This window comes from Phenylobacterium sp., from assembly GCF_036402295.1.
Classification (GTDB): Bacteria; Pseudomonadota; Alphaproteobacteria; order Caulobacterales; family Caulobacteraceae; genus Phenylobacterium.
This window is the reverse complement of the sequence record NZ_DASWTE010000229.1, coordinates 1-22062: the sequence shown is the minus strand read 5'-3', so window position 1 is coordinate 22062 and position 22062 is coordinate 1. Positions and strand designations below refer to the sequence as shown.

General features: G+C 69.1%; 19 protein-coding genes. 7 read left to right on the top strand and 12 right to left on the bottom strand.

What is annotated here, in order from left to right:
• A partial coding sequence (locus VGD44_RS14180; RefSeq protein WP_331088137.1) for a substrate-binding domain-containing protein occupies positions 1–238 on the bottom strand: 238 nt, incomplete at its 3' end.
• A 151-nt stretch (positions 239–389) separates the two neighbouring features.
• On the opposite strand from VGD44_RS14180, the gene VGD44_RS14175 reads away from it, so the two are divergent.
• Complete coding sequence (locus tag VGD44_RS14175; protein ID WP_331088135.1) at positions 390–1031, top strand: DUF47 domain-containing protein; 642 nt, start codon at positions 390–392, stop codon at positions 1029–1031.
• A gap of 9 nt (positions 1032–1040) precedes the next feature.
• A complete protein-coding gene (locus tag VGD44_RS14170) occupies positions 1041–2051 on the top strand; it encodes an inorganic phosphate transporter (RefSeq protein WP_331088133.1) in 1011 nt (336 codons plus the stop codon).
• Between the two features lie 4 nt (positions 2052–2055).
• Here the strand turns inward: VGD44_RS14170 and VGD44_RS14165 are convergent, their stop codons facing one another.
• Both VGD44_RS14165 and pstS read right to left on the bottom strand, forming a co-directional pair.
• Positions 2056–3201 carry a serine hydrolase domain-containing protein gene (locus VGD44_RS14165; protein ID WP_331088131.1) on the bottom strand — a complete coding sequence of 382 codons (1146 nt, stop codon included), beginning with the start codon at positions 3199–3201 and terminating at the stop codon, positions 2056–2058.
• A gap of 117 nt (positions 3202–3318) precedes the next feature.
• A complete protein-coding gene (gene pstS, locus VGD44_RS14160) occupies positions 3319–4356 on the bottom strand; it encodes a phosphate ABC transporter substrate-binding protein PstS (protein ID WP_331088129.1) in 1038 nt (345 codons plus the stop codon).
• Between the two features lie 228 nt (positions 4357–4584).
• On the opposite strand from pstS, the gene VGD44_RS14155 reads away from it, so the two are divergent.
• The gene (locus VGD44_RS14155) at positions 4585–6174 is read left to right on the top strand and encodes a porin (RefSeq protein WP_331088127.1); all 1590 of its coding nucleotides are present in this window, start codon (positions 4585–4587) and stop codon (positions 6172–6174) included.
• A gap of 313 nt (positions 6175–6487) precedes the next feature.
• Here VGD44_RS14155 and VGD44_RS14150 read toward each other — a convergent pair whose 3' ends face one another.
• The 8 genes from VGD44_RS14150 to VGD44_RS14115 form a co-directional block, all read right to left on the bottom strand.
• Positions 6488–7291: a UDP-2,3-diacylglucosamine diphosphatase gene (locus VGD44_RS14150; RefSeq protein WP_331088125.1), complete on the bottom strand. Its 804-nt coding sequence runs from the start codon at positions 7289–7291 to the stop codon at positions 6488–6490.
• Positions 7292–7360: 69 nt separating this feature from the next.
• On the bottom strand, positions 7361–8050 hold the full coding sequence (phoB, locus tag VGD44_RS14145; protein ID WP_331088123.1) for a phosphate regulon transcriptional regulator PhoB: 690 nt from the start codon (positions 8048–8050) through the stop codon (positions 7361–7363).
• On the bottom strand, positions 8047–8745 hold the full coding sequence (phoU, locus tag VGD44_RS14140; RefSeq protein ID WP_331088120.1) for a phosphate signaling complex protein PhoU: 699 nt from the start codon (positions 8743–8745) through the stop codon (positions 8047–8049). The genes phoB and phoU overlap by 4 nt, the downstream gene beginning before the upstream one ends.
• A gap of 60 nt (positions 8746–8805) precedes the next feature.
• Positions 8806–9945 carry an ATP-binding protein gene (locus tag VGD44_RS14135; RefSeq protein WP_331088117.1) on the bottom strand — a complete coding sequence of 380 codons (1140 nt, stop codon included), beginning with the start codon at positions 9943–9945 and terminating at the stop codon, positions 8806–8808.
• The gene (gene ccmI / locus VGD44_RS14130; protein ID WP_331088115.1) at positions 9945–11138 is read right to left on the bottom strand and encodes a c-type cytochrome biogenesis protein CcmI; all 1194 of its coding nucleotides are present in this window, start codon (positions 11136–11138) and stop codon (positions 9945–9947) included. Before ccmI ends, VGD44_RS14135 begins: the two co-directional genes overlap by 1 nt.
• Complete coding sequence (locus VGD44_RS14125) at positions 11138–11602, bottom strand: cytochrome c-type biogenesis protein (RefSeq protein ID WP_331088113.1); 465 nt, start codon at positions 11600–11602, stop codon at positions 11138–11140. Before VGD44_RS14125 ends, ccmI begins: the two co-directional genes overlap by 1 nt.
• On the bottom strand, positions 11599–12141 hold the full coding sequence (locus VGD44_RS14120; RefSeq protein WP_331088111.1) for a DsbE family thiol:disulfide interchange protein: 543 nt from the start codon (positions 12139–12141) through the stop codon (positions 11599–11601). Before VGD44_RS14120 ends, VGD44_RS14125 begins: the two co-directional genes overlap by 4 nt.
• A complete protein-coding gene (locus VGD44_RS14115; RefSeq protein WP_331088109.1) occupies positions 12138–14108 on the bottom strand; it encodes a heme lyase CcmF/NrfE family subunit in 1971 nt (656 codons plus the stop codon). Before VGD44_RS14115 ends, VGD44_RS14120 begins: the two co-directional genes overlap by 4 nt.
• Before the next feature lie 152 nt (positions 14109–14260).
• Here VGD44_RS14115 and VGD44_RS14110 point away from each other — a divergent pair, with 152 nt between their 5' ends.
• Genes VGD44_RS14110 through VGD44_RS14100 form a run of 3 tightly spaced genes read left to right on the top strand, consistent with a single transcriptional unit; the run spans position 14261 to position 19453 of the window.
• Complete coding sequence (locus tag VGD44_RS14110; RefSeq protein ID WP_331088107.1) at positions 14261–16714, top strand: cyclic nucleotide-binding domain-containing protein; 2454 nt, start codon at positions 14261–14263, stop codon at positions 16712–16714.
• A gap of 33 nt (positions 16715–16747) precedes the next feature.
• A complete protein-coding gene (locus VGD44_RS14105; RefSeq protein ID WP_331088105.1) occupies positions 16748–17596 on the top strand; it encodes a hypothetical protein in 849 nt (282 codons plus the stop codon).
• A 3-nt stretch (positions 17597–17599) separates the two neighbouring features.
• Positions 17600–19453, top strand: coding sequence for a cytochrome c3 family protein (locus tag VGD44_RS14100; protein ID WP_331088103.1), 1854 nt, complete (start codon positions 17600–17602; stop codon positions 19451–19453).
• Between the two features lie 92 nt (positions 19454–19545).
• Here VGD44_RS14100 and gdhA read toward each other — a convergent pair whose 3' ends face one another.
• Complete coding sequence (gene gdhA, locus VGD44_RS14095; RefSeq protein ID WP_331088101.1) at positions 19546–20904, bottom strand: NADP-specific glutamate dehydrogenase; 1359 nt, start codon at positions 20902–20904, stop codon at positions 19546–19548.
• Between the two features lie 177 nt (positions 20905–21081).
• On the opposite strand from gdhA, the gene VGD44_RS14090 reads away from it, so the two are divergent.
• Positions 21082–22062: acetolactate synthase large subunit (locus VGD44_RS14090; RefSeq protein WP_331088099.1), on the top strand; the 981-nt coding region annotated here is incomplete at its 3' end.

Here is a 22062-nt window from a genome sequence, read left to right as displayed (position 1 = left end):
TGGCCTTGATCTGCTTGATGCCGCCGCCCGAGCCGATGGCCTGGTAGTTCAGGGTCAGGCCGGTATCGGCCTTCTGGGCCTCGGCCCACTTGGCGTAGAGCGGCGCAGGGAAGGACGCGCCGGCCCCCACGACCTGGACACCGGCCGCCGGGGCCTTGCCGTCCGCCGCCTTCTGGTTCTGGCCGCAGGCCGTCAGGGCCAGGCAGGCCGCCACACTGATCACGATCTTCCGGAACACGCACCACCTCCAGGACTGGGCGATCTTCCGGAGGCTCTACGCGGCCCGTGTGACACTTCGGATAAGGATTTACGACAGTTCGATGACGGCGCCGTCGAACCGCGCTATGAGCCGCGCGAGCGATCCCGACACAGCCGACAGAGGTCTTCAAGTGAACTGGTTCCAGGCCCTCATGCCCAAGGAGGGTCGCTTCTTCGACCTGTTCGAGAGCCATGCGGCGACCCTCACGGACGGCGCGCGTTCGCTGCACAGGTTGCTCGAGGGCGGTCCCGACACGCCGATCCACGCCAAGGCGGTCGCCGACCACGAGAACAAGGCCGACGACATCACCCGCGAGGTGATGCTGCTGGTGCGGCGGACCTTCATCACGCCCTTCGATCGGGCCGACATCATCGACCTGGTCACCTCGATGGATGACGCCATCGACCAGATGCACAAGACGGCCAAGGTGACCGGGCTGTTCGAGCAGCGCGTCTTCCAGCCGGACATGGTGCGTCTGGGCGATGTGATCGTGCGGACGGCCGATCTGACCGCCCAGGCGGTCCCGCTCCTGCGCGCGATGAAGAGCAACGCGGCCCGACTGAACAGCATCACCGAGGAGGTGACCAAGCTCGAGGAGGAATCGGACCACCTCTACGACGCGGGCATCGCGGCGCTCTACCGTGAGGTCGGCAAGACCGACCCGATGGCTTACATCGTCGGCGCCGAGATCTACGACCACCTCGAGAAGGTGGTCGACCGCTTCGAGGACGTGGCCAACCGGATCAGCGGCGTGCTGATCGAACACCTCTAAGGGCGGCGCATGGACATCGCCGGAATGAGCTCGCTGCTCATTTTCCTGATCTTCGTGGCGCTGGCGTTCGACTTCCTGAACGGCCTGCACGACGCCGCCAACTCGATCGCCACGGTGGTGTCCACGCGGGTGCTGTCACCGCGGGTGGCCGTGGTGTGGGCGGCGTTCTTCAACTTCATCGCTTTCCTGTTCTTCGGCCTGCACGTGGCGAACACGGTGGGCAAGGGAATCATCTCGGCCGACATCGTCTCGGACGCGGTCATCTTCGGGGCCCTGGGCGGGGCGATCTCGTGGAACGTGATCACCTGGCTGGCCGGTATCCCCTCGTCGTCCTCGCATGCGCTGATCGGAGGCCTGCTGGGCGCCGGACTCACCAAGGCCGGCTTCGACGGCATCGTCTGGTCGGGTGTGCTGAAGACCCTGGCCGGCATCGTCGTTTCGCCCACCCTGGGCTTCGTGTTGGCGCTGGTGCTGGTGTTCATCGTCTCGTGGGCGTTCGTGAAGGCGACGCCGGCCTTCGCGGACTCGACGTTTCGCAAGCTGCAGCTGGTCTCAGCCGCCATGTTCTCGCTGGGCCACGGCGGAAACGACGCGCAGAAGACCATGGGGATCATCGCCGTGCTGCTCTACTCGCACGGCCAGCTCGGTGGGGAGTTCCACGTGCCGTTCTGGGTGGTGATCACCTGCCAGGCGGCGTTGGGCCTGGGCACGCTGTTCGGCGGCTGGCGGATCGTGCACACCATGGGCTCGAAGATCACCCGCCTGTCGCCGCAGCAGGGCTTCTGCGCCGAGACCGGCGGGGCGCTCACCATCTTCCTGGCCACCTACATCGGCGTGCCGATCTCGACCACCCACACGATCACCGGCGCCATCGTTGGCGTCGGCGCGTCGCGGCGGATGTCGGCGGTGCGCTGGGGCGTGGCCAGCCGCATCGTCTGGGCCTGGGTGATCACCCTGCCCGCGTCGGGGCTGATCGCGGCTGCGACCTATGGCCTTGGTCGGCTGGCGGGGATGCAGTAGCCGCCTAGATCGTCCCCATCGCCTGCCACATGGCCATGGCGAGGCCGAAGGCGCGGGAGTCGCCCTGGGTGGTGCCGGCCATCTTGTTCATGGCGTAGCCGAACGTGGTCCGCGCATCCATGTCGATGATGATCAGCGAGCCGCCGTACCCGCCCCAATAGATCGAGTTGGGGTTGGGCAGCGGCACGACGCCGCCCGACAGGCCGAAGCCCATGCCGAAGCGCGCGGGGCCGGCCAGGATCAGGTCCTCGCCCTCGACCTGCAGCTCCAGCGCCTTGCGGCAGCCGGCCTCGGACATGAAACGCTTGCCCTTTGCGACGCCACCGTTCGCCAGGATCGTGTGGATCTCGGCCACGGAGCGGGCGTTGCCGGTTCCGCCGGCGGCGGGGATCTCGGCGCCGCGCCAGCCGCGGGTCTTGGTGGCCGAGACATCGATGCCGGGGTTGTTCGACATGTTGCGCTGGAGGTCGGTCTCGTTGCGCGCGTCGCCGACGGCCTGGCCGGGCGGCGGCGGGATCAACTCGGCGACGCGCCCATCCTCCGAGGCCGGCAGGCCGATCCAGAAGTCGGCGCCTAGCGGTTCGGCGATCTCCTGGCGGAAGACGGTCCCCAGCGACTTGCCGGTGACGCGGCGCACCACCTCGCCCACCAGGTAGCCCTGGGTCAGCGCGTGGTAGCCGGGCGCGGTCCCCGGCGCCCAGTAAGGGGCCTGGGCGGCCAGCAGCGAGGTCATCTTCTCCCAGTCGTAGAGGTCCTCGGTGACCAGCTTCTCCTTCCAGCCCGACAGGCCGGCGGAATGGCTCATCAGGTGGCTGACCTTCACGTCCGCCTTCCCGTTGGCGGCGAACTCGGGCCAGTATTTCGCGACCGGCGCGTCGAAGTCGATCAGGCCGCGATCGGCGACCAGCAGTGCGGTCAGCGCGCACATGGTCTTGGTGGTGGAATAGACGTTGACGATGGTGTCGGCCGCCCACGGGCGGGTCTTGCCCGGATCGGCCCAGCCGCCCCAGAGGTCTACGACCGTCTCGCCCTCGACCGTCGCGCAGAACGAGGCGCCGATGTCCTCGCCGCTCTCGAGGTTCGCTTGGAACGCCTCGCGGACTACCGCGTAGCGGTCGTGCGTCACACCCTGGACCGAACCGTCGGCCATGACGGCCTCCCTGTCTTCGTTTGCGCCACCATAGCGGCTGCCGTAGCGTCAGGCCCAAACGCAATCGGGGCCGGCGCATCGCACCGGCCCCGAGCACTGTCCAGAGGTGGGTCTGGATCAGCGGTAGACGGGCTTGCCGTCCGGGCCGGTGACCTTGGTCCACGACTTGCGGACCATGTCCTTCACCGAGGCCGGCATCGGCAGGTAGTCGAGCTGCGCGGCCGCGCCGTCGCCGTTCTTGTAGGCCCAGTCAAAGAATGCCAGCACCTCGCGGCCCTTGGCGGCGTCTTCCTGCCTGGTCTTCACCAGGATGAAGGTGGCCCCCGTGATCGGCCAGGCTTCGGCGCCCGGCTGGTCGAGGAGCAGCAGGTAGAAGCCCGGCGCCGCCTTCCAGTTGGCGTTGGCCGCCGCGGCCTGGAAGTTCGCCGCCGCCGGGGCGACATACTTGCCGGCCTTGTTCTGCAGCAGGGCGTAGGTGAGGTTGTTCTGCTTGGCGAAGGCGTACTCGACGTAGCCGATCGCGCCCGGGGTCTGTTTCGTGTAGGCCGCGACACCGTCGTTGCCCTTGCCGCCCAGGCCTGTCGGCCATTTCACGGCGTCGTTGGCCCCCACTTCCGAGGCCCAGCGCGGCGCCTTCATGGCAAGATAGCTGGTGAACAGGAAGGTGGTGCCCGAGCCGTCCGAACGGTGCACGACGGTGATCGGCAGGTTCGGCAGCTGGAGACCGGGGTTGTATTTGGCGATCAGCGGGTCGTTCCACTTCTTGACCACGCCGCGGAAAATGTCGGCCGTCAGCGCGCCGGTGAGCTTCAGCTGGCCCGACTTGATGCCCGGCAGGTTCACCACCGGCACCACGCCGCCCATCACCGTCGGGAACATCACGAAGCCGCCTGAGGCCAGGTCGTCGGGCTTCAGCGGCTTGTCGGTGGCCCCGAAGTCGACCGTGCCAGCGGAAATCTGGCGGATGCCGCCGCCGGAGCCGATGGCCTGGTAGTTGAGCCGGTTGTTCGTCTGGGCGCGGTAGCTCTCGGCCCACTTGGCGTACACGGGGGCGGGGAAGGTCGCGCCCGCGCCGGAGATGTCGGCAGCCTGGGCGGCGCCGGCGCTCGCCAGCGACACGGCTGCGGCGACGGCGGTCAGATAGCGTTTGAACATGGGGTGAACCCTCGGTCGGAGGACGCCGATACGCGTCCCTTCGAAGGCGGGGTTTACGGACCCTCCGCGAACCTCCCATGACGTTGATGTGTCAGTTCGGTGAAAGCGGGGCCGTGAGATCGACTGTCACAAATCTGAGTTTAATTCGTATGCGATCTGTCGCACACGCAGCCTAGAGACCCGCTCGAAGAGGTCGCCGCGCCGGCGATGAAAAGAAGGGTCTCTCTCATGCGCCTGTCCCAGAAGCGCGGCGCCGCCGCGTGGATCTCCGCCACCCTCGCCGGGGTCCTGCTCTGCAGCGCCTCGACGACCGCCCTCGCCGCCCCGGCGTCGGCCAAGGACGCCCAGCTGCAGGCCATGCAGCGGCAGCTCGACGACATGCGCGCCCAGCTGGACTCCATGAAGGCCGCCGGCCAGCAGGACTCCCGCCTCACCGCGATGCAGCAGCAGCTGGATGCCTTCGCCGCTCAGCTGGCCGAGATGAAGACCCAGGCGGACACGGCGAGCGCCGACATCGCGACCCTGAAGCTGCCGCCGGCGGCCAATGCGGTGACGACGACGCTGTCGAACGGCAAGCCGGCCTTCGCCACCGCGGATGGCCGCTTCACCGCCAACATCCGCGCGATCCTGATGATGGACGGCGGCAAGTACTTCCAGAAGGACAACCTGCCGACCTCGGTCACCAACCGCGACCTCAACGAGGGCCTGAATTTCCGCCGCGCGCGGATCGGCTTCGACGGCCGGCTGTTCGGCGACTTCGACTACTCGTTCGTCTACGAGTTCGGCGGCTCGGGCGCCGAGGAGGCCGGCCGCCTCTACGAAGCGTCGGTGACCTACACGGCGCTGAAGCCCTTCCGCCTGAAGGTAGGCGCCTTCGAGCCGAACGTGAACCTCGCGGCCGCCACCTCGACCAGCCAGATGCCGCTCCTGGAGCGTCCGGCGCCGGCCGAAGCCGCGCGCAACGTGGCCGCAGGGGACTCCCGCGTGGCCTTCCAGCTCTCCGCGAACGACGCCATCGGCAGCGAAACGGGCCTGGCCTTCCGCTGGCTGGCCTCGACCGCCTTCACCGGCAACGCCCTGGGCGGCGCGCAGCAGTTCGACGAGCAGACCGCGTGGCTGGCCCGCGTGGCGGTGGCCCCCTATTCCGGCGTCGACTGGCAGGCGCACCTGGGCGGCAACGTGCAGTACGTGATCCAGCCGAACGACGCGGTCGGCCCGACGGGTACGGGCACGCGCTATCCCATCCAGATCCGCGACCGGCCCGAACTGCGCCTCGACGGCACGCGGCTCGTCGACACGGGCGGGATCGACGCCGAGCACGCCACGGTCTACGGCGGCGAGGCGGCCTTCCAGGTCAAGAGCTTCCTCGTCGAGGGCGAGGTGTTCCGCTACGAGATCGAGCGGCGCAACAGCGCGCTGCCGGATCCGAAGTTCCGCGGCTGGTACGTGCAAGGTTCGTGGGTGCTGACCGGCGAACCGCGGCCTTACAACCCTATGGAAGGTCGCTTCGAGGCGCCGAAGCAGCTCTACAACTTCAACCCGCAGGCCGGGACCTGGGGCGCCTTCGAGGTCGCCGCGCGCTATTCGGTGCTGGACCTCAACTTCCGCGAGGGCGTCGCCGGCGCGGCGGGTCCGGCGGGCGCGGTCCGCGGCGGCGAGCAGAAGATCATTACGGTCGGCGCCAACTGGTACCTGAACCCGTCCATGCGCCTGATGCTCGACTACCAGCACGTGGACATCGACCGGCTCACCTCGACCGGCGCTCGCGCCGGCCAGGAGTACGACGCGGTCGCCGCCCGCGCGCAGGTCACGTTCTAGCGCGCTGCCAGAAGCGCAGTCAGTGGCGCGAAGATGTTTCCACCTTCGCTGACTGCGCTCCAGGCTTCGCAGGACCGTCACGCGCCCGACATGGCGAAGCGCTAGCGTCGGGCGCAGTAACCCCTCGCGTATCTCTCCAATCGGCCGCCCCGAGGCCGTCCGGCCGCGACCGCCCCCCGGTCGCGGCCTTTTTTTGCCGGCCGACGCACAGAAGAAGCAAACCGCGGAAAACGCGGAATGACGCGGAAGGACGGCCGGGCCCCTTCAGCGTCTTTCTGCGTATTCCGCGGTTCTATAAGGCGCCTCCGGCGCGCTATGCGGCCAGGGGCTCGGCGAGGATGAGGGGGTGCGGGGCCAGGGCCTGGCGAGCTTCCAGCCAGTCGACGATGCGGAACTCGCCGTCGAAGCCCTCGACGATGGCGGTGCAACTCTCCACCCAGTCGCCGTCGTTCAGGTAGCGGATGTCGCCGAAGTCGCGGATCTCGGCCTTGTGGATGTGGCCGCAGATGACGCCGGCCACGCCGCGCCGCCGGGCCTCGTCGGCCATGGCGGTCTCGAACTGATCGATGAAGGCGACGGCGTCCTTCACCTTGTGCTTCAGGAAGGCCGAGAGGCTCCAGTAGTTCAGGCCCAGCAGCCTCCGCAGCCGGTTGAAGTGGGTGTTGAGCGCGATGAGCGCGCGGTAGCTCCAGTCGCCCAGGAATGCGAGCCACTTGGCGTTCTGCACCACCCCGTCGAACTCGTCGCCATGGGTGACCAGATAGCGGCGGCCGTCGGCGGCCTCGTGGATCGCATCGCGCGCCACCACCACGCCGCCGAAGTGGACACCGCAGAAGTCGCGGATACGGTCGTCGTGGTTGCCGGGAATGTAGACCACGCGGACGCCCTTGCGGGCCATCCGGAGAATCTTCTGGACGACGTCGTTGTGCGCCTGGGGCCAGAACCAGCCGGACTTCATTTTCCAGCCGTCGACGATGTCGCCCACGAGGTAGAGCGTCTCGCACTCCAGCTCGCGGATGAACTCGAGCAGCAACCCGGCCTGGCAGCCGCGCGTACCGAGGTGGATGTCCGAGATGAACGCCGTCCGGCAACGGACGGCGGGGCTGGCCTCAGTCATCGCGGTTCCCCAAAACAGCGAAGTTCGTCAATGCGCTAGAGGGATTCCGTGACAGAGCAGTGACGGCCCCTACCCCTCGAGGTCCAGCGCATACCCCGCCGAACGCACGGTGCGGATCAGGTCGGGCGCGTCGTTCTGGCGGAGCGCCTTGCGCAGCCGGCCGACGTGGACGTCGACGGTGCGGACCTCGACATAGGTGTTGGCGCCCCAGACCGCGTCCAGCAGGCGCTCGCGGCTGAACACGCGGCCCGGCCGCTGCATCAGGAAGTCGAGCAGGCGATACTCGGTGGGGCCCAGGTGCACGTCCTTGCCGCCGCGGGTGACGCGGTGGCGGCCGCGGTCGAGGACCAGGTCGGCGTACTCCAGCCGCTCTTCCACCAGCTCAGGCCGCGTGCGGCGCAGGAGCGCGCGGATGCGGGCCACGAGCTCGCTCATGGCGAAGGGCTTCACGACGTAGTCGTCGGCGCCGGTGTCGAGGCCTCGGACCTTGTCGGCCTCCTCGCCGCGGGCGGTCAGCATCAGCACTGGCGTGCGGCGGGTCTCGGCGCCGGCGCGCAACTGGCGGCAGACTTCCACACCGGAGACCTTGGGCAGCATCCAGTCCAGGATCACCAGGTCCGGCGGCTCCTCGGCGACGCGCAGCAGGGCTTCCTCGCCGTCGGCGGCGCGCTCGACCCGGAAGCCCTCCTTCATGAGGTTGTAGTCGAGCAGGGTCGCCAGCGCGTCCTCGTCCTCGACGACCAGAACGTAGGGGGTCACGCGCGGCCCTCCGCCTCGACTTCAGGCAGGCTCACCTTCGGCCGCTCGCCAACCAGCTCTTCGCCGGTCATCTGGAAGTGCAGGATCTCGGCGATGTTGGTGGCGTGGTCGCCGATCCGCTCAAGGTTCTTGGCCACGAACAGCAGGTGGGCGCCGGCGGCCACCGAGTCCGGGCTGTTGGACATCAGTGCGAGCAGCTCGCGGAACAGGCTCTCGTAGTGTTCGTCCACCTCGCCATCGCGGCGCCAGACGTCAAGCGCCGGCTCCACGTCGCCGGCGGCGTAGGCGTCGAGCACGGCGCGCAGACGGGCCGAGACCAGCCGGCCCATGCGCTCGATCGCGCCGGTCAGCGGCAGCAGAGGCTCGCCGGCCGACAGCACCAGGCTGCGCTTGGCGATGTTGCGCGCGAGGTCGCCGCAGCGTTCGAGGTTCATGGCCAGCTTCAGCGTGGAGATGGCGCGGCGCAGGTCGGCCTCGCCAGGGTGGTGTCGCGCGATCAGCGCCAGCGCCCGACGTTCGACCTCGCTCTGCAGGGTGTCGAGGCGCAGGTCGCGGACGATCAGCGCCTGGGCCAGGGGGACGTCGCGCCGCACCACCGCATCGACCGCGTCGACGACCTGGGCCTCGGCCAGGCCGCCCATGCGGATCACCTCGGCGACCAGCTGCCGCAACTCGGCTTGGTAGGTACGTATCACTCAGGCCCTCGCTGGTTTCGGGGCGCAAACTAATGCGGTCCTACGACACTTCTGTGACTGTCACGATTGGAGCGCGGCGATCGGCAGATAGACGCTGAACGTGCTCCCCTCGCCCTCGGCGCTCTCCACGATGAAGCCGCCACGATGGCGGTTGACCACGTGCTTGACGATGGCGAGGCCCAGGCCCGTCCCGCCGCTCCGCTGGCCCTCCACGCGGTAGAATCGTTCGGACAGGCGCGGCAGATGCTGGCGCGCGATGCCGGGACCTTCGTCGGTCACCCGCAGCACCACATAGCGCTGGCTTTCGGCGGCGTCGGGCGACAGCAGCGACAGGCCCACGCCGGAGCGGCTCGGCTGGCGGGCCGCCTCGACGGTGGCCGCCGCCTGCAGCGCGACCAGCACCTTGCCGCCGCGGGGCGTGTACTTCACGGCGTTGTCGACGAGGTTCTGGATCACCTGGACCAGCTGGTCGCGGTCGCCGGTGACCGGCGTCACCTCGGCGTCGACCCTCACCATCACACTGACCCCACGCTCCTCTGTCAGCGGGCGAAGCGCGTCGGAGACGTCCTGCACCGTGCGCGCCAGGTCCACCTTGCCGGAGGGCGCGATGTGCTCGTTCAGCTCGATGCGGCTGAGCGAGAGGAGGTCGTCCACCAGCCGCGCCATGCGGGTCGCCTGCTGTGCCATGATGCCGAGGAACTTCTCGCGCGCCTCGGTGTCGTCCTTGGCATGGGTGCGCAGCGTCTCCACGAAGCCCGCCAGTGACGCCAGCGGCGTGCGCAGCTCGTGGCTGGCGTTGGCCAGGAAGTCGGCGCGCATGCGCTCAGTGCGCCGCGCATCGGTCTCGTCGCGCAAGACCACCACCAGCCGCCGCTCGCCGCCGGCCTCGCGGGCCAGCGGCCGGGCGAAGGCGCGCCAGAAGCGCGGCTGCACGCCGATGGTCTCGAAGGCGACCTCGGCCGCGGCCTCCATCTCGAGGGCGGCCTCGATGGTCTCCAGCACCTCGGGCCGGCGCAGCGCCGCGCCCAGGGGCGCACCGGCCAGTTCGATGCGGAAGACCTCGCGGGCGGCCTGGTTGCCGTAGGCGATTTCGGCGGCCTCGCCCTCCCCGCCCCGGACCAGGATCACGGGCTCGGGCAGCAGCTCCAGGATGGTCTGGGCGGCGGCCCCGGCTCCGGCTCGTTCGGCGACTTCGGACATCAGCCCACCGGAACCCCGAGCTGGAGGGCGGCCTCACGCAGGGCCTGCTGGTCGGCAGGCGAGCCCGAGAAGGCCTGGCGGGCGGCGCGGTAGTCGGCGGCCGCCTGGCTGGACTGGCCCAGCACCATGCGAGCGCGGATCAGACGTTCCCAGCCGGCCCGGTCCTTCGGATTCTGCTTCAGGCGCTGGGCGAGACCCGAGACCATGCCCTCGATCATCGCCTGGCGGTCGCCGGGGTTCATGTCCTGGGCGGCCGCCATCTGCTCGGCGTTCGGTCCCCTCGGCGCGCTGGGGGCCTGGGCGAGCTCCGGCGCGGGCGGCAGGCGGCCGGCGAGGTCGACGCCGCGCTCGGCCGCGACGCGCTCCACGAAGGCGCGCACCTCGCCCGCCCACGGCGCGCCGGGCGGAGCCGACTTGATGAGCGCGATCCAGTCGTCCATGGCGCCCTTCTGGTCGCCGGACTGGTCCTTGGCGACCGCCAGATAGTAACGCGCCCGCGGGTCGGCCGGATCGACGGTGAGCGTGCGGCGGAAGATGGCCTGGGCGGCGGGCGTCACCTGCCCCTGAGCGGCCAGCACCGTGGCTTCGCCCTGGGCCGACAGGTACTCGGCGTTGGCGGGGTCGAGGGCGGCGGCCTTGCCATAGGCGACGGCGGCCTCGGCGTTGCGGCCGGTCTGCAGGTACGACCAGCCCAGCATCCGCCAGCCTTCGACGTTGCCGGGCTCGCGCTGCATCTGGGTCTCGAGCTGCGCGATCATGGCGCCCACCTCGCCCTGGTGGCCGGCATCGCTGGCCATGGAGGCCGCGCCCGCCGCGCCGCCCTTCAGCGCCGGGGACGCCGGGACGTCGGGGCGGCCGATCTTGAGGTAGAGGCCGGTGCCGGCCAGCGTGACGACCGCCACGATGCCCAGCGCCAGGTAGAGCAGCGTCTTCTCCGGCAGCGGCCGGGCGGGCGCGTCGGCCTTGCGGCCCTCGGCCAGCACCCGGCGCTTGAGGTCGGTCTTCAGCGCCTCGGCCTCGGCGCCCTCTATGGCGCCGGCCGCGGCCTGGCCCTCGATCTCGTCCAGCTGGGCCTTCAGCACGGTGACGGTGTCGGCCCGCTCGGCGCGCGCGGCGTCGCGGCGGCGGACCAGCGGGATGGCGAGACCGACCGCAGCCAGCACCGTCATCAGGGTAAGCACCATCCAGAGCATCAGCTCGACTTGTCCTGCTTCAGCATTTCGGCGAGCTCGGCCTCTTCCGCCGCGGAGAGCGCGCCCGCGGCGGCCGGCGAGCGGCCGCGCATATAGACCGCCACGCCCACGCCGCCCAGCAAGAGCACCGCGAGCGGCCCGAACCACAGGGCCAGGGTGTCGAGGCGCAACGGCGGCCGCAGCTGCACGAAGCTGCCGTAGCGGGCGACGATGAACTTCATCGCCTGCTCGTCCGTGTCGCCGGCGGCGATCCGCTCGCGCAGGATCAGGCGCAGGTCGCGGGCGAGCTCGGCGTCGGAATCGTCGATCGACTGGTTCTGGCAGACGACGCAGCGCAGCTCCTGACTGAGCTTGTGGGCGCGGGCCTCCAGCTTCGGATCGGCCAGCTGCTCATCGGGGTTCACCGCGAGGGCAGGTCCCCCCAGCAGGGCGACGGCGGCGGCGATGGCGAGCAGACGCCTCACGATTCCCTCTTCAGCTGTTCCATCAGGGGACCGATCTTGGTCTCCCAGACGTCGGGCGTCACGGCGCCCACGTGGCGGTAGCGGACGCGGCCCTGCTTATCGATGACGAAGGTCTCGGGCACGCCGGCGACACCGATCTCGATGCCCGCGCGCCCGGTCTGGTCATCGCCGGCGCGAATGTAGGGGTCGCCGTTGTCGGACAGCCACTTGGCCCCGGCGCCCGGCGCGCGCTCCTTCCAGTCCAGGCCGTGGATCGCCACGCCCTCGGCGCGCAGGCGCATCAGCACCGGGTGCTCGACGCGGCAGGGGCCGCACCAGGATGCGAAGACGTTCAGCAGCGCCGGCTCGCCGGCGGCGAAGTCGGTGTTGGCGAGCCCGCTCGTGTCGCCCGGCCGCACGGGTCCGACCGCGAACGCCGGCAGGGGCTTGCCGATGAAGGCCGACGGCAGCGCGCGCGGATCGCGGCCGAGGCCCGCGAAGAACACCGCCAGCAACGCGATGAAACCCAGGACGGGCAGGATGAACAGGAGACGCTTCATTCGGCGGGAATCGGCTGGGCTTGCGGGACCTGGGGTTTGACGAGGGCGCCCACGCGCAGGCGCCGGTCGCTGAGCGAGATCGCGCCGCCGATGGCCATGGCGAAGCCGCCGATCCAGATCCAGACGATCAGCGGGTGGTTCCAGAGGCGGACGATCACGCCCTGCGGCGACTCCTCGCCGATTGAGACGTAGAGGTTGCCCAGCGGGCCCACGCGGATGCCGGCCTCGGTGGTCTGGCTCTGGGCCGACGGATGCCAGCGCTTCTCGCTGCGCAGGTCGTATGATCCGGTCGGGCCCTTCACGGCGAAGCGCGCCTGCCGGGCCTCGTAGTTCGGGCCCTGGACCAGCTCGTAGGCGGTCATGGTGAGCGTGCGGCCGGCGAATTCCACCGACTGTCCGGGACGCATGTTCAACACCTTGTCGGAATCCCAGGCCGTCGTGCCCGTGATCCCCAGGACCAGCAGGCCCAGGCCGGCATGCGCGACGGTGAGGCCGACGAGCGACCGCGGCGTCGTGCGGATCGCCCGGCCGAGGTAGGCGCGGCTCGCCCACCAACGGCGGCCCAGGATCGTCGCCGCGCCCGCCAGCAGCCAGGCGGCCAGCCCCAGCGCGCCCGCGGTCACTACGCCCTTGAGCCCGCCGAACGGGAGCGCCATCACCAGGACCACCGCGGCGATGGCGGCCGGGACCTTCAGGCGGCTCAACGTCTTCCGCACCGTGTCGCGCTTCCAGTTCAGCATCGGGCCGAACACCACGAGCGCCATCAGCGGGATCGCGAGCGGGGCGAAAGTGCGGGCGTAGTACGGCGGCCCGACCGAGATCTTGTCGCCGTTGATCATCTCGATGAACACCGGGCTGAAAGTGCCCAGGAACACCGTGGCGGTCAGCGCGGCCAGGAACAGGTTGTTGAGCGTGACGCCCCCTTCCCGCGACAGCGGCTGGAAGAGCGCTCCGGTGCGGATGGCGGGCGCGCGCCAGGCGTAGAGGGCCAGCGAGACACCGGTCGTCACCGCCAGGATGCCCAGGATGAAGACGCCGCGCTGCGGGTCGACAGCGAAAGCGTGCACGCTGGTCAGGATGCCCGAGCGGACCAGGAAGGTGCCGACGAGGCTGAGCGAGAAGGTGAGGATGGCCAGCAAGATCGTCCAGCTGGCCAGCGCGCCGCGCCGTTCCAGCACCAGGGCCGAGTGCAGAAGGGCCGTGCCCAAGAGCCAGGGCATCAGCGAGGCGTTCTCCACCGGGTCCCAGAACCACCAGCCGCCCCAGCCCAGCTCGTAGTAGGCCCAGGCGCTGCCCAGCGTGATGCCGGCGGTGAGCGGGATCCAGGCGGCCAGCACCCACGGGCGCACCCAGCGGGCCCAGGCGGCGTCGACGCGGCCCTCGATCAGGGCGGCTGCGGCGAAGCAGAAGGCCACGGAGAAGCCGACGTAGCCCAGGTAAAGCAGCGGTGGGTGCATCACGAGGCCCGGGTCCTGCAGCAGCGGATTGAGCTCGGTGCCCTCGACGGGGGCAGGCGACAGCCGCAGGAACGGGTTGGAGGTGAAGATCAGGAACGCCAGGAACGCCACGCCCAGCACGCCCTGGACCCCCAGGACGCGGGCCTGGAGGGTCTCGCGAAGGGTCCCGCCGAAGTGGGCGACGCCGGCGCCGTAGATCGCCAGGATCAGCACCCACAGCAGCATCGAGCCTTCGTGGCTGCCCCAAGTCGCGGCGAATCGGTACGCGAGCGGCTGGGTCGTGTGGCTGTGCTTGGCCACCAGGGCGACGGAAAAATCGCAGGTCAGATAGGCGTAAGCCAGGCAGCCGAAGGCGAGGACCACGAACAGACCCTGGAGGATCGCCGCCTGCCGTCCGACCGCCATCAGCACGCTGTCACCGCGTTGTGCGCCGAAGAGCGGCGCTGCGGACTGGACGAGCGCCAGCAGCAGCGCGAGAATCAGCGCGAACTGACCGACTTCCGCCGACATGGACTTTGTGCTCCCCTCCAACCTGCGGCGCGTGGTAGCGCGTTCGGCGAAGATCGGAAATGTTATAGCGCCATGGAGAGACGGGAAGGCGTGTAAGGTGCGGCCGATCCGCCGGTTGCCGGGCGGTCGCAGGTACTGGGGGCGTTGGGGCGATGTCCGAAGTCTACAAGATCGCGATCATCGGATCCGGTCCGGCCGGCATGAGCGCGGCTGCGCGCGCGGCCAGGAACGGTGTGTCGCACATCCTGCTCGAGAAGACTGACCACCTCTCGGACACCATCTTCCGCTACCAGAAGGGCAAGCACGTGATGGCGACGCCGTCCGTGCTGGTGCTGCGCGCCGAGTGCGAGTTCGACGCCGGTAAGCGCGAGAAGATCCTCGAGCAGTGGAGCAACGACACCAAGGCCGCCGGCGTGAACGTGAAGTTCCACGCCGACGTGAAGGCGATCACGGGCGACAAGGGCAATTTCGCGATCGAGCTCAAGAAGGGCGACCCGATCAGGGCCGAGAACATCGTCCTGGCGGTGGGCACCCAGGGCAATCCGAACCTGATGCGCTGCGAGGGCGCCAACCTTCCCCACGTGCAGTACCAGCTGGACGACCCGGGCGAGTACACCGACGAGCACATCGTGGTGGTGGGCGGCGGCGACGCCGGCATCGAGAACGCGATGGGCCTGATCGCCGACGCGGGTCAGAACAACACCGTCACGCTCTTGAACCGCGGCGCCGACTTCCCGACGGCCAAGAAGCCCAACGTCGACGGCCTCTTGGCCGCGCGCGACGCCGGGCGCATCCGCGTCATGACCGAGACCCAGGGCGCCCTCATCGAAAAGGGGTGGCTGACAGTCGACACACCGCAAGGACAGGAACGCTTCCGGTGCGACCGGATCATCGCCCGCATGGGCGCCGCTCCGCCCCGCGCGTTCGTGGAGGCCGCCGGCGTCCAGTTCGCCAGCCCGGACCGCACCGCCTTCCCGACCCTGACGCCCACGTTCGAGAGCACCTCCAAGCCTGGGATCTATGTGATCGGCGCGCTGGCGGGCTATCCGCTGATCAAGCACTGCATGAACCAGGGCTATGACGTCGTCGAGTTCATCTGCGGCAACACCAATCTGGAGCCGGCCGACGAGCCGCTGCTGGTGGCCAAGCTCAAGGACCTGCCAGGCAAGCGCAGCGTGGCCGAGTGGCTGGAGTTCCTGCGCAGCAACGTCGAGATCCTGAACGGTCTGTCGCCGCTGCAGATGCGGGAGTTCCTGCTCGACTCGACGGTCAGGGCCTACAAGGCCGGCGACGCCATCTTCGTCCGCAATGAGCCGGGCTCGTCGCTTTTCGGCATCGCCGACGGGTCGGTGAGGGTGGAGGTCGACCCCACCAACACGAACATCACCGTGCCGATCGGCCAGGGTTCGATCTTCGGCGAGGTCGGCCTGATCTCGGGCCGCAAGCGCGGGGCCACCATCCGCGCGGCCGAACCCACCATCTGCGTGGAGATCCCGCGCATGGCGGCGCTCAAGCTGATGAGCCAGGTGCCGCAGGCCCGCGAGACGGTGAACCGCATCACCACCGAGCGGCAGGTGCTGCAGATCTTCAAGTCCGGCCTGACGCCCGCCGACATCCAGGAGGTGCTGGCCGGCGCGGAAGTGATCGATGTGAAGCCCGGCGAAGCCATCATCAAGGAAGGCGACATCTCGGACGACCTCTTCATCATCCGCTCGGGCTCGATGATCGTGGAGAAGGAACTTGGCGGGAAGCCGGTGTTCATGTCGTACGTCCCGGCCGGGTCCTACTCGGGCGAGATGGCCATGATCGAGCGGGCGCCGCGCGTGGCCACGGTGAAGGCCGCCATCCGCTCAACGGTGGTGAAATTGCCGGCCGACCCGTTCCGCCGCCTGCTGGCCCGCAAGCCTGAACTCGCAAAGCGCATGACCGACGAGATGCGGGCCAGGCGCGAGATCAACAAGTTCATCGAGGAGCAGAAGACCGAGTTCGGCGGCGCGGTCGACATGTACTCCTCGGTCGCCAACTTCCTGATCAAGCAGGGTATCGGCGAAGCCACCGACGTGCTGCTGATCGACGAGAGCCTTTGCGTGGGCTGCGACAACTGCGAGAAGGCCTGCGCCGACAGCCACGATGGCCTCAGCCGCCTGAACCGCGAGGCCGGCACCACCTTCGCCAACATCCACGTGCCCACCTCGTGCCGACACTGCGAGCATCCGCACTGCATGAGCGACTGCCCGCCAAACGCCATCCGGCGCGGACCGGACGGCGAAGTCTTCATCAACGAGACCTGCATCGGCTGCGGCAACTGCCAGCGGGCGTGCCCATACGGCGTGATCCAGATGGACAAGCCGCCGCCGAAGAAGCCGCCGCTCTGGGAATGGATGCTGTTCGGCAAGGGCCCCGGCCCCGGCCAGCCATCGTACGAGTGGCGCACGAAGGCCGCCAAGGCCGAGGGCGGCGAATCACCGAAACTGGCCATCAAGTGCGACATGTGCTCGGGCAAGGCCGGCGGACCGGCCTGTGTGCGGGCCTGTCCGACGGGGGCGGCGATCCGGGTGACGCCGGACGCCTTCCTGTCGGTCGCACGGCTCGAGAAGACCGGATAGGCCGTGACGCAGGTTGGGGGGCATTCAGAGCGCGTGCGGCATCGGACCCATGAAGGGTTCCTGCGGCACAAGGGCTTTCGCTGGGCGCAGATCGCCACTGGCCTCTGCGTGGCGGCGGTTGGTGTCTACTTCTTCGCCGCCATGCGGCTGGCCGAGCCGCCCAGCGGCGGCAGCTGGCTGGGCTACGTGTTGGGCACGATCAGCGCCGGCCTGATCGTCTGGCTGGCCTGCCTGGGCGTCCGCAAGCGGGTGATCAGCGCCGGCCACTATTCGCTGAAGGCCTGGGTCTCGGCCCACGTGTACCTCGGGCTGTCGCTGACCGTGCTGGCGACGCTGCACACAGGCTTCCAGTTCGGCTGGAACGTCCACACGCTGGCCTACGCGCTGATGATGCTCGTGATCGCCTCGGGGGCGTTGGGCATCTGGGCCTATGCCGTCCTGCCCCAGCGCCTCCACGGCAACCGCGGCGAAACCACGCGCAAGCAGATGCTGGATTCGATCGCCAGCCTCGACGCCCAGCTGCATGAGGTGGCCCAGCCGCTCGACCGCGCCGGCGCGGCGGTGGTGCGGCAGTCCATCGAGGAGACGGAGCTGGGCGGCAGCTTCTGGAAGCGACTCACCGGCAGCTACGGCGACTGCGCCAACAAGCGGGCCCTGCAGCGTCTGCGCGCCCTGCCCGCCCCATCCGGCGCCGCTCAGGCCGAAGCGCTCACCAAGATCGAGGGACTGATGCAGCAGAAGGCCGAAGCGCTTTCGCTCGCCCGCCGCCAGATGGGCATCACCGCCCTTCTCGAAGCGTGGCTGTTCGTGCACATCCCGGCCACCTTCGCCCTGCTGGCGGCGCTTACGGCGCACATCGTCAGCGTCTTTGCCTACTGGTGACCGGTGGCCCAGACGTTTCACCTCAAGCTGATCACCCAGCGCGCCGCCGGCGGCGACCCGATCGTCCGTGAGCGCGACGTCGCCGGACCCGAAGCTGTCATCGGCCGCGCGGCCGACAGCGACATCGTGCTGGCCGACCTGGCGGTCGACCCCAAGCACGCCAAGATGCGGTTCGCCGGCGCCGGCCGGGTGACCCTGGAGAGCGTGGGCGGCCTGCCGTTCGAGGTGGACGGCAAGTCGACGTCGCGCGCCGAGCTGGACCTCTCGCGCCACCCGGTGGCGGCGTTCGGCGAATATCGGCTGACCTTCGAACCGGCCGATGACGGGGCCACTGTCACGGTCACACGGGAGGACCACGCCCATCACCCAAGCCCCAGCGTCTTCTCGTTGCAGGCGCGGGTGTTCAACCGCCGCAACATGGCCTGGGCGCTGGGCGTCGGCATCTTGCTGATCTGCCTGCTCGTACCGCTCGCCCTGTCGGGGGTGCTGGCGCCGAAGATCCATCCGGACCAGCAGTGGTCGTCGGGCGCGCTCACCAAGGCCCACGCCTTCCTCGAGACCGACTGCAAGACCTGCCACGTGAAGAACTTCCAAGCGGTGCGCGACGACGCCTGCCTGTCGTGCCACCAGGCGGGCCACGACCCCGCGGCGCGCTTGACCAAGGCGCGCAACCTGGGCAGCCCGTTCCAGCCCCGCCTCGTCCCCGAGCACGCGGCGCACGACAAGCTGGAGAAGGCCACGCCGCTGCCGCCCGGCCTGGGCGCCGTCAGCGCCGTCTTCCAGCGCGCCGTGGGCCATCCCACCGACCGCTGCGCGAGCTGCCACATCGAGCACACCAAGTCGGGCAAGGTGGAAGGCGCCGACGCGGCGGCCCCGCCGTCCGACAAGCCCAAGCTGGTGGTGGTGACCGACTGCCAGACCTGCCACACGGGCATGAAGAGCCGCCTGGGCAAGACCGACCTGATCGACACGCCGAACTGGAGCAAGCATCCGGGCTTCCGGCCACTGGTGATGACCGCCCCGGGTGCGAAGCCGACATTCCAGCGGGTGGCGCTCTCCAGCGCGCCGCAGGAGCGCAACGGCCTGATCTTCCCGCATCGCATGCACCTGGACCGGCTGGGCGGCGTCGCCCGCCAGGCGATCGAGCTGGGCAAGGGCCGCGGCTATGGCGCGCCGCTGGAGTGCGCCGACTGCCACCGCCGCGACAAGAGCGGCCAGGCCTTCCTGCCGATCGAGATGGAGAAGGACTGCGGCGGCTGCCACAGCCTGGCCTTCACGCGCGAGAACGGCGAGGTGAAGAACCTGCCGCACGGCGAGTTGCAGAAGGTGGTCGACACGCTGGCCGGCCGCACGATCCAGGGCTCGCCGCCGGTCAACCGGCAGCGTCCGGGTATGATCCGCCCGACGATGTTCTCGGCCACGGGCGCCAGCGCCTATCGCGCCACCTTCTCGCCGGGCGGGACCTGCTACGACTGTCACACCATCAACTGGGCGGGCGACACGGTGCAGATGGCGCCAGTGAAGCTGGCCAACCGCTACCTGCCGCGCGGCGGCTTCGACCACAGCGTGCCCGAGCACGGCGGGCCGGGGCAGGCCAAGGCCGGCGGCTTCAAGTGCGCCGACTGCCACCGCGCGCGGAGCTCGGACCGCACGTCGGACGTGCTGATCCCGGATCTCGCCAAGTGCGCGACGTGCCACGGCCAGCCGACGACCAAGATCGCCGCCGCCGACGACGCCGATTGCGCCACCTGCCACAGCTTCCATGCGCCGGGTAAGGCCACGCCCAAGCCGGGCCATCCGCCGCTGGAGACCCTGCGCTGGACCCAGACCGTGGCGCGGCGGGGCGACGGGGCCTGAGGCGACCTCCCGCCGCTTCGCGGGGCCGCAAGAAGAACGCCGCCCCGGTCTCCCGAGGCGGCGTTTCGCGTTCCGGCGATGTCGGCGGAGGTCTAGACGACCCCGAACGCCAGCATGGCGTCGGCGACCTTCTTGAAGCCGGCGATGTTGGCGCCCTTCACGTAGTCGGGAATCTTCGAGCCCGGGCGGCCGCCGTACTCCAGGCAGCTCGAGTGGATGCCGGCCATGATGTCGACCAGCAGGCGCTGCAGCTCCTCTTCCTTCCACGAGATGCGGGCCGAGTTCTGGCTCATCTCGAGGCCGGAGACCGCCACGCCGCCGGCGTTGGCCGCCTTGCCGGGCGCGTAGAGGATCTGGGCGTCCTTGAAGACGTGCACGCCTTCCAGGTTGGTCGGCATGTTGGCGCCCTCGGAGACGCCGATGCAGCCGTTCTTCACCAGGGTGCGCGCGTCGTCGCCCAGGAGCTCGTTCTGGGTCGCGCAGGGCAGCGCCAGCTCGCAGGGCACGCCCCAGGGCGTCTTGCCGACGTGGAACTCGGAGCCCTTGAACTCCTTGGCGTATTCCGAGATCCGGCCGCGGCGCTTGGTCTTCAGGTCCTTCACCCAGTCGATCTTCTCCTGGGTCATGCCGTCGGGGTCGTAGATGAAGCCCTCGGAGTCCGAGAGCGTCACGACCTTACCACCCAGCTGCGTGCACTTCTCGGCCGCGTGGGTGGCCACGTTGCCCGAGCCCGAGATCACCACGGTGTGGCCGGCGATGTCCTTGCCCTGGTTCTTGAGCATGTTCTGCAGGAAGTAGGTCGCGCCGTAGCCGGTGGCCTCGGTGCGGATCAGCGAGCCGCCGTACTCCAGGCCCTTGCCGGTCAGCACGCCCGTGAACTCGTTGGTCAGGCGCTTGTACTGGCCGAACATGTAGCCGATCTCGCGGGCGCCCACGCCGATGTCGCCGGCCGGCACGTCGACGTCGGCGCCGATGTAGCGGTACAGCTCGGTCATCAGGCTCTGGCAGAAGCGCATCACTTCGCCGTCGGATTTGCCCTTCGGGTTGAAGTTGGAGCCGCCCTTGCCGCCGCCCATGGGCAGACCGGTGAGCGCGTTCTTGAAGGTCTGCTCGAAGGCCAGGAACTTCAGCACGCTCTCCGTGACCGACGGATGGAAGCGGATGCCGCCTTTGTAGGGGCCGATGGCGTTGTTGTTCTGGACCCGCCAGGCCCGCTGGACCCGCACGTTGCCCTTGTCGTCCTGCCAGCAGACCCGGAAGCTGACCACGCGGTCCGGCTCCGCGATGCGGCGCAGGATCTGCGCCTCGTGGTACTTCTCCTTGTCCTGGATGAAGTCGAAGATGTCCTCGGCGACTTCCTGGACGGCCTGGACGAACTCCGGTTGGCCCGGGTTGCGGCGCTTCACGCCCTCGATGAAGGTCGGAAGGTCGACGTGATCGCTGACTGCCATATGAAACCCCCATTGCCCCGAGCGACCCTTCGCCCGGCCCAATTCCCGCGCGACCTTAGCGGCGATTTCGTTGCGGTCTAACGGCAATTGTCGGCGAGATGCCCACACGCACGTTTCGCCCTTCACAAGTCGTCGGAATTTGCGACAACACGTTCTTGTTGGATGGGGGCTATCGATATGACCAAGGCGTCTGATCTTTTCGTGCAGTGCCTGGAAGAAGAAGGCGTGGAGTACGTCTTCGGGGTCCCCGGCGAGGAGAACCTCGACTTCCTGGACAGCCTCTCGCGCTCCAAGAAGATCAAGCTGATCCTCACCCGCCACGAGCAGGGCGCCGGTTTCATGGCCGCGACCTACGGGCGGCACACCGGCAAGGCGGGTGTCTGCGTGGCCACGCTGGGCCCGGGCGCCACGAACTTCGTGACCGCCTCGGCCTACGCCCAGCTGGGCGGCATGCCGATGATGATGATCACCGGCCAGAAGCCCATCAAGAAGTCCAAGCAGGGTCGCTTCCAGATCCTCGACGTGGTCGACATGATGAAGCCGATCACGAAGTACACGCACCAGCTGGCGTCGGCCGACAACATCCCCTCCCGCATCCGTGAGGCGTTCCGCCTGGCGCAGGAGGAGAAGCCGGGCGCGGTGCACCTAGAATTCCCCGAGGACGTCGCCGACGAGGAGACCGACTCCACCGCGCTGCCCAAGAGCAATGCGCGCCGGCCGGTGCCCGACGAGAAATCGATCCGCGCCGCGGCCAAGCGCATCGAGCAGGCCAAGTCGCCCATCCTGGTGATCGGTGCGGGCGCGAACCGCACCATGACCAGCCGGATGCTCACCCAGTTCATCGAGAAGACCGGCATCCCGTTCGTCTCGACCCAGCTGGGCAAGGGCGTGGTCGACGAGACCAATCCGAAGTTCATGGGCTGCGCGGCGCTGTCGGCCGGTGACTTCGTGCACCGGGCGATCGGCGCGTCGGACCTCATCATCAACGTCGGCCACGACGTGATCGAGAAGCCGCCGTTCTTCATGCAGCGCGGCGGCGCCGAGGTGATCCACATCAACTTCCGCTCGGCGGAGGTCGATCCGGTCTACTTCCCGCAGTACGAGGTGATCGGCGACATCGGCAACGCCATCTGGCAGATCAAGGAAGACATCCTGCCC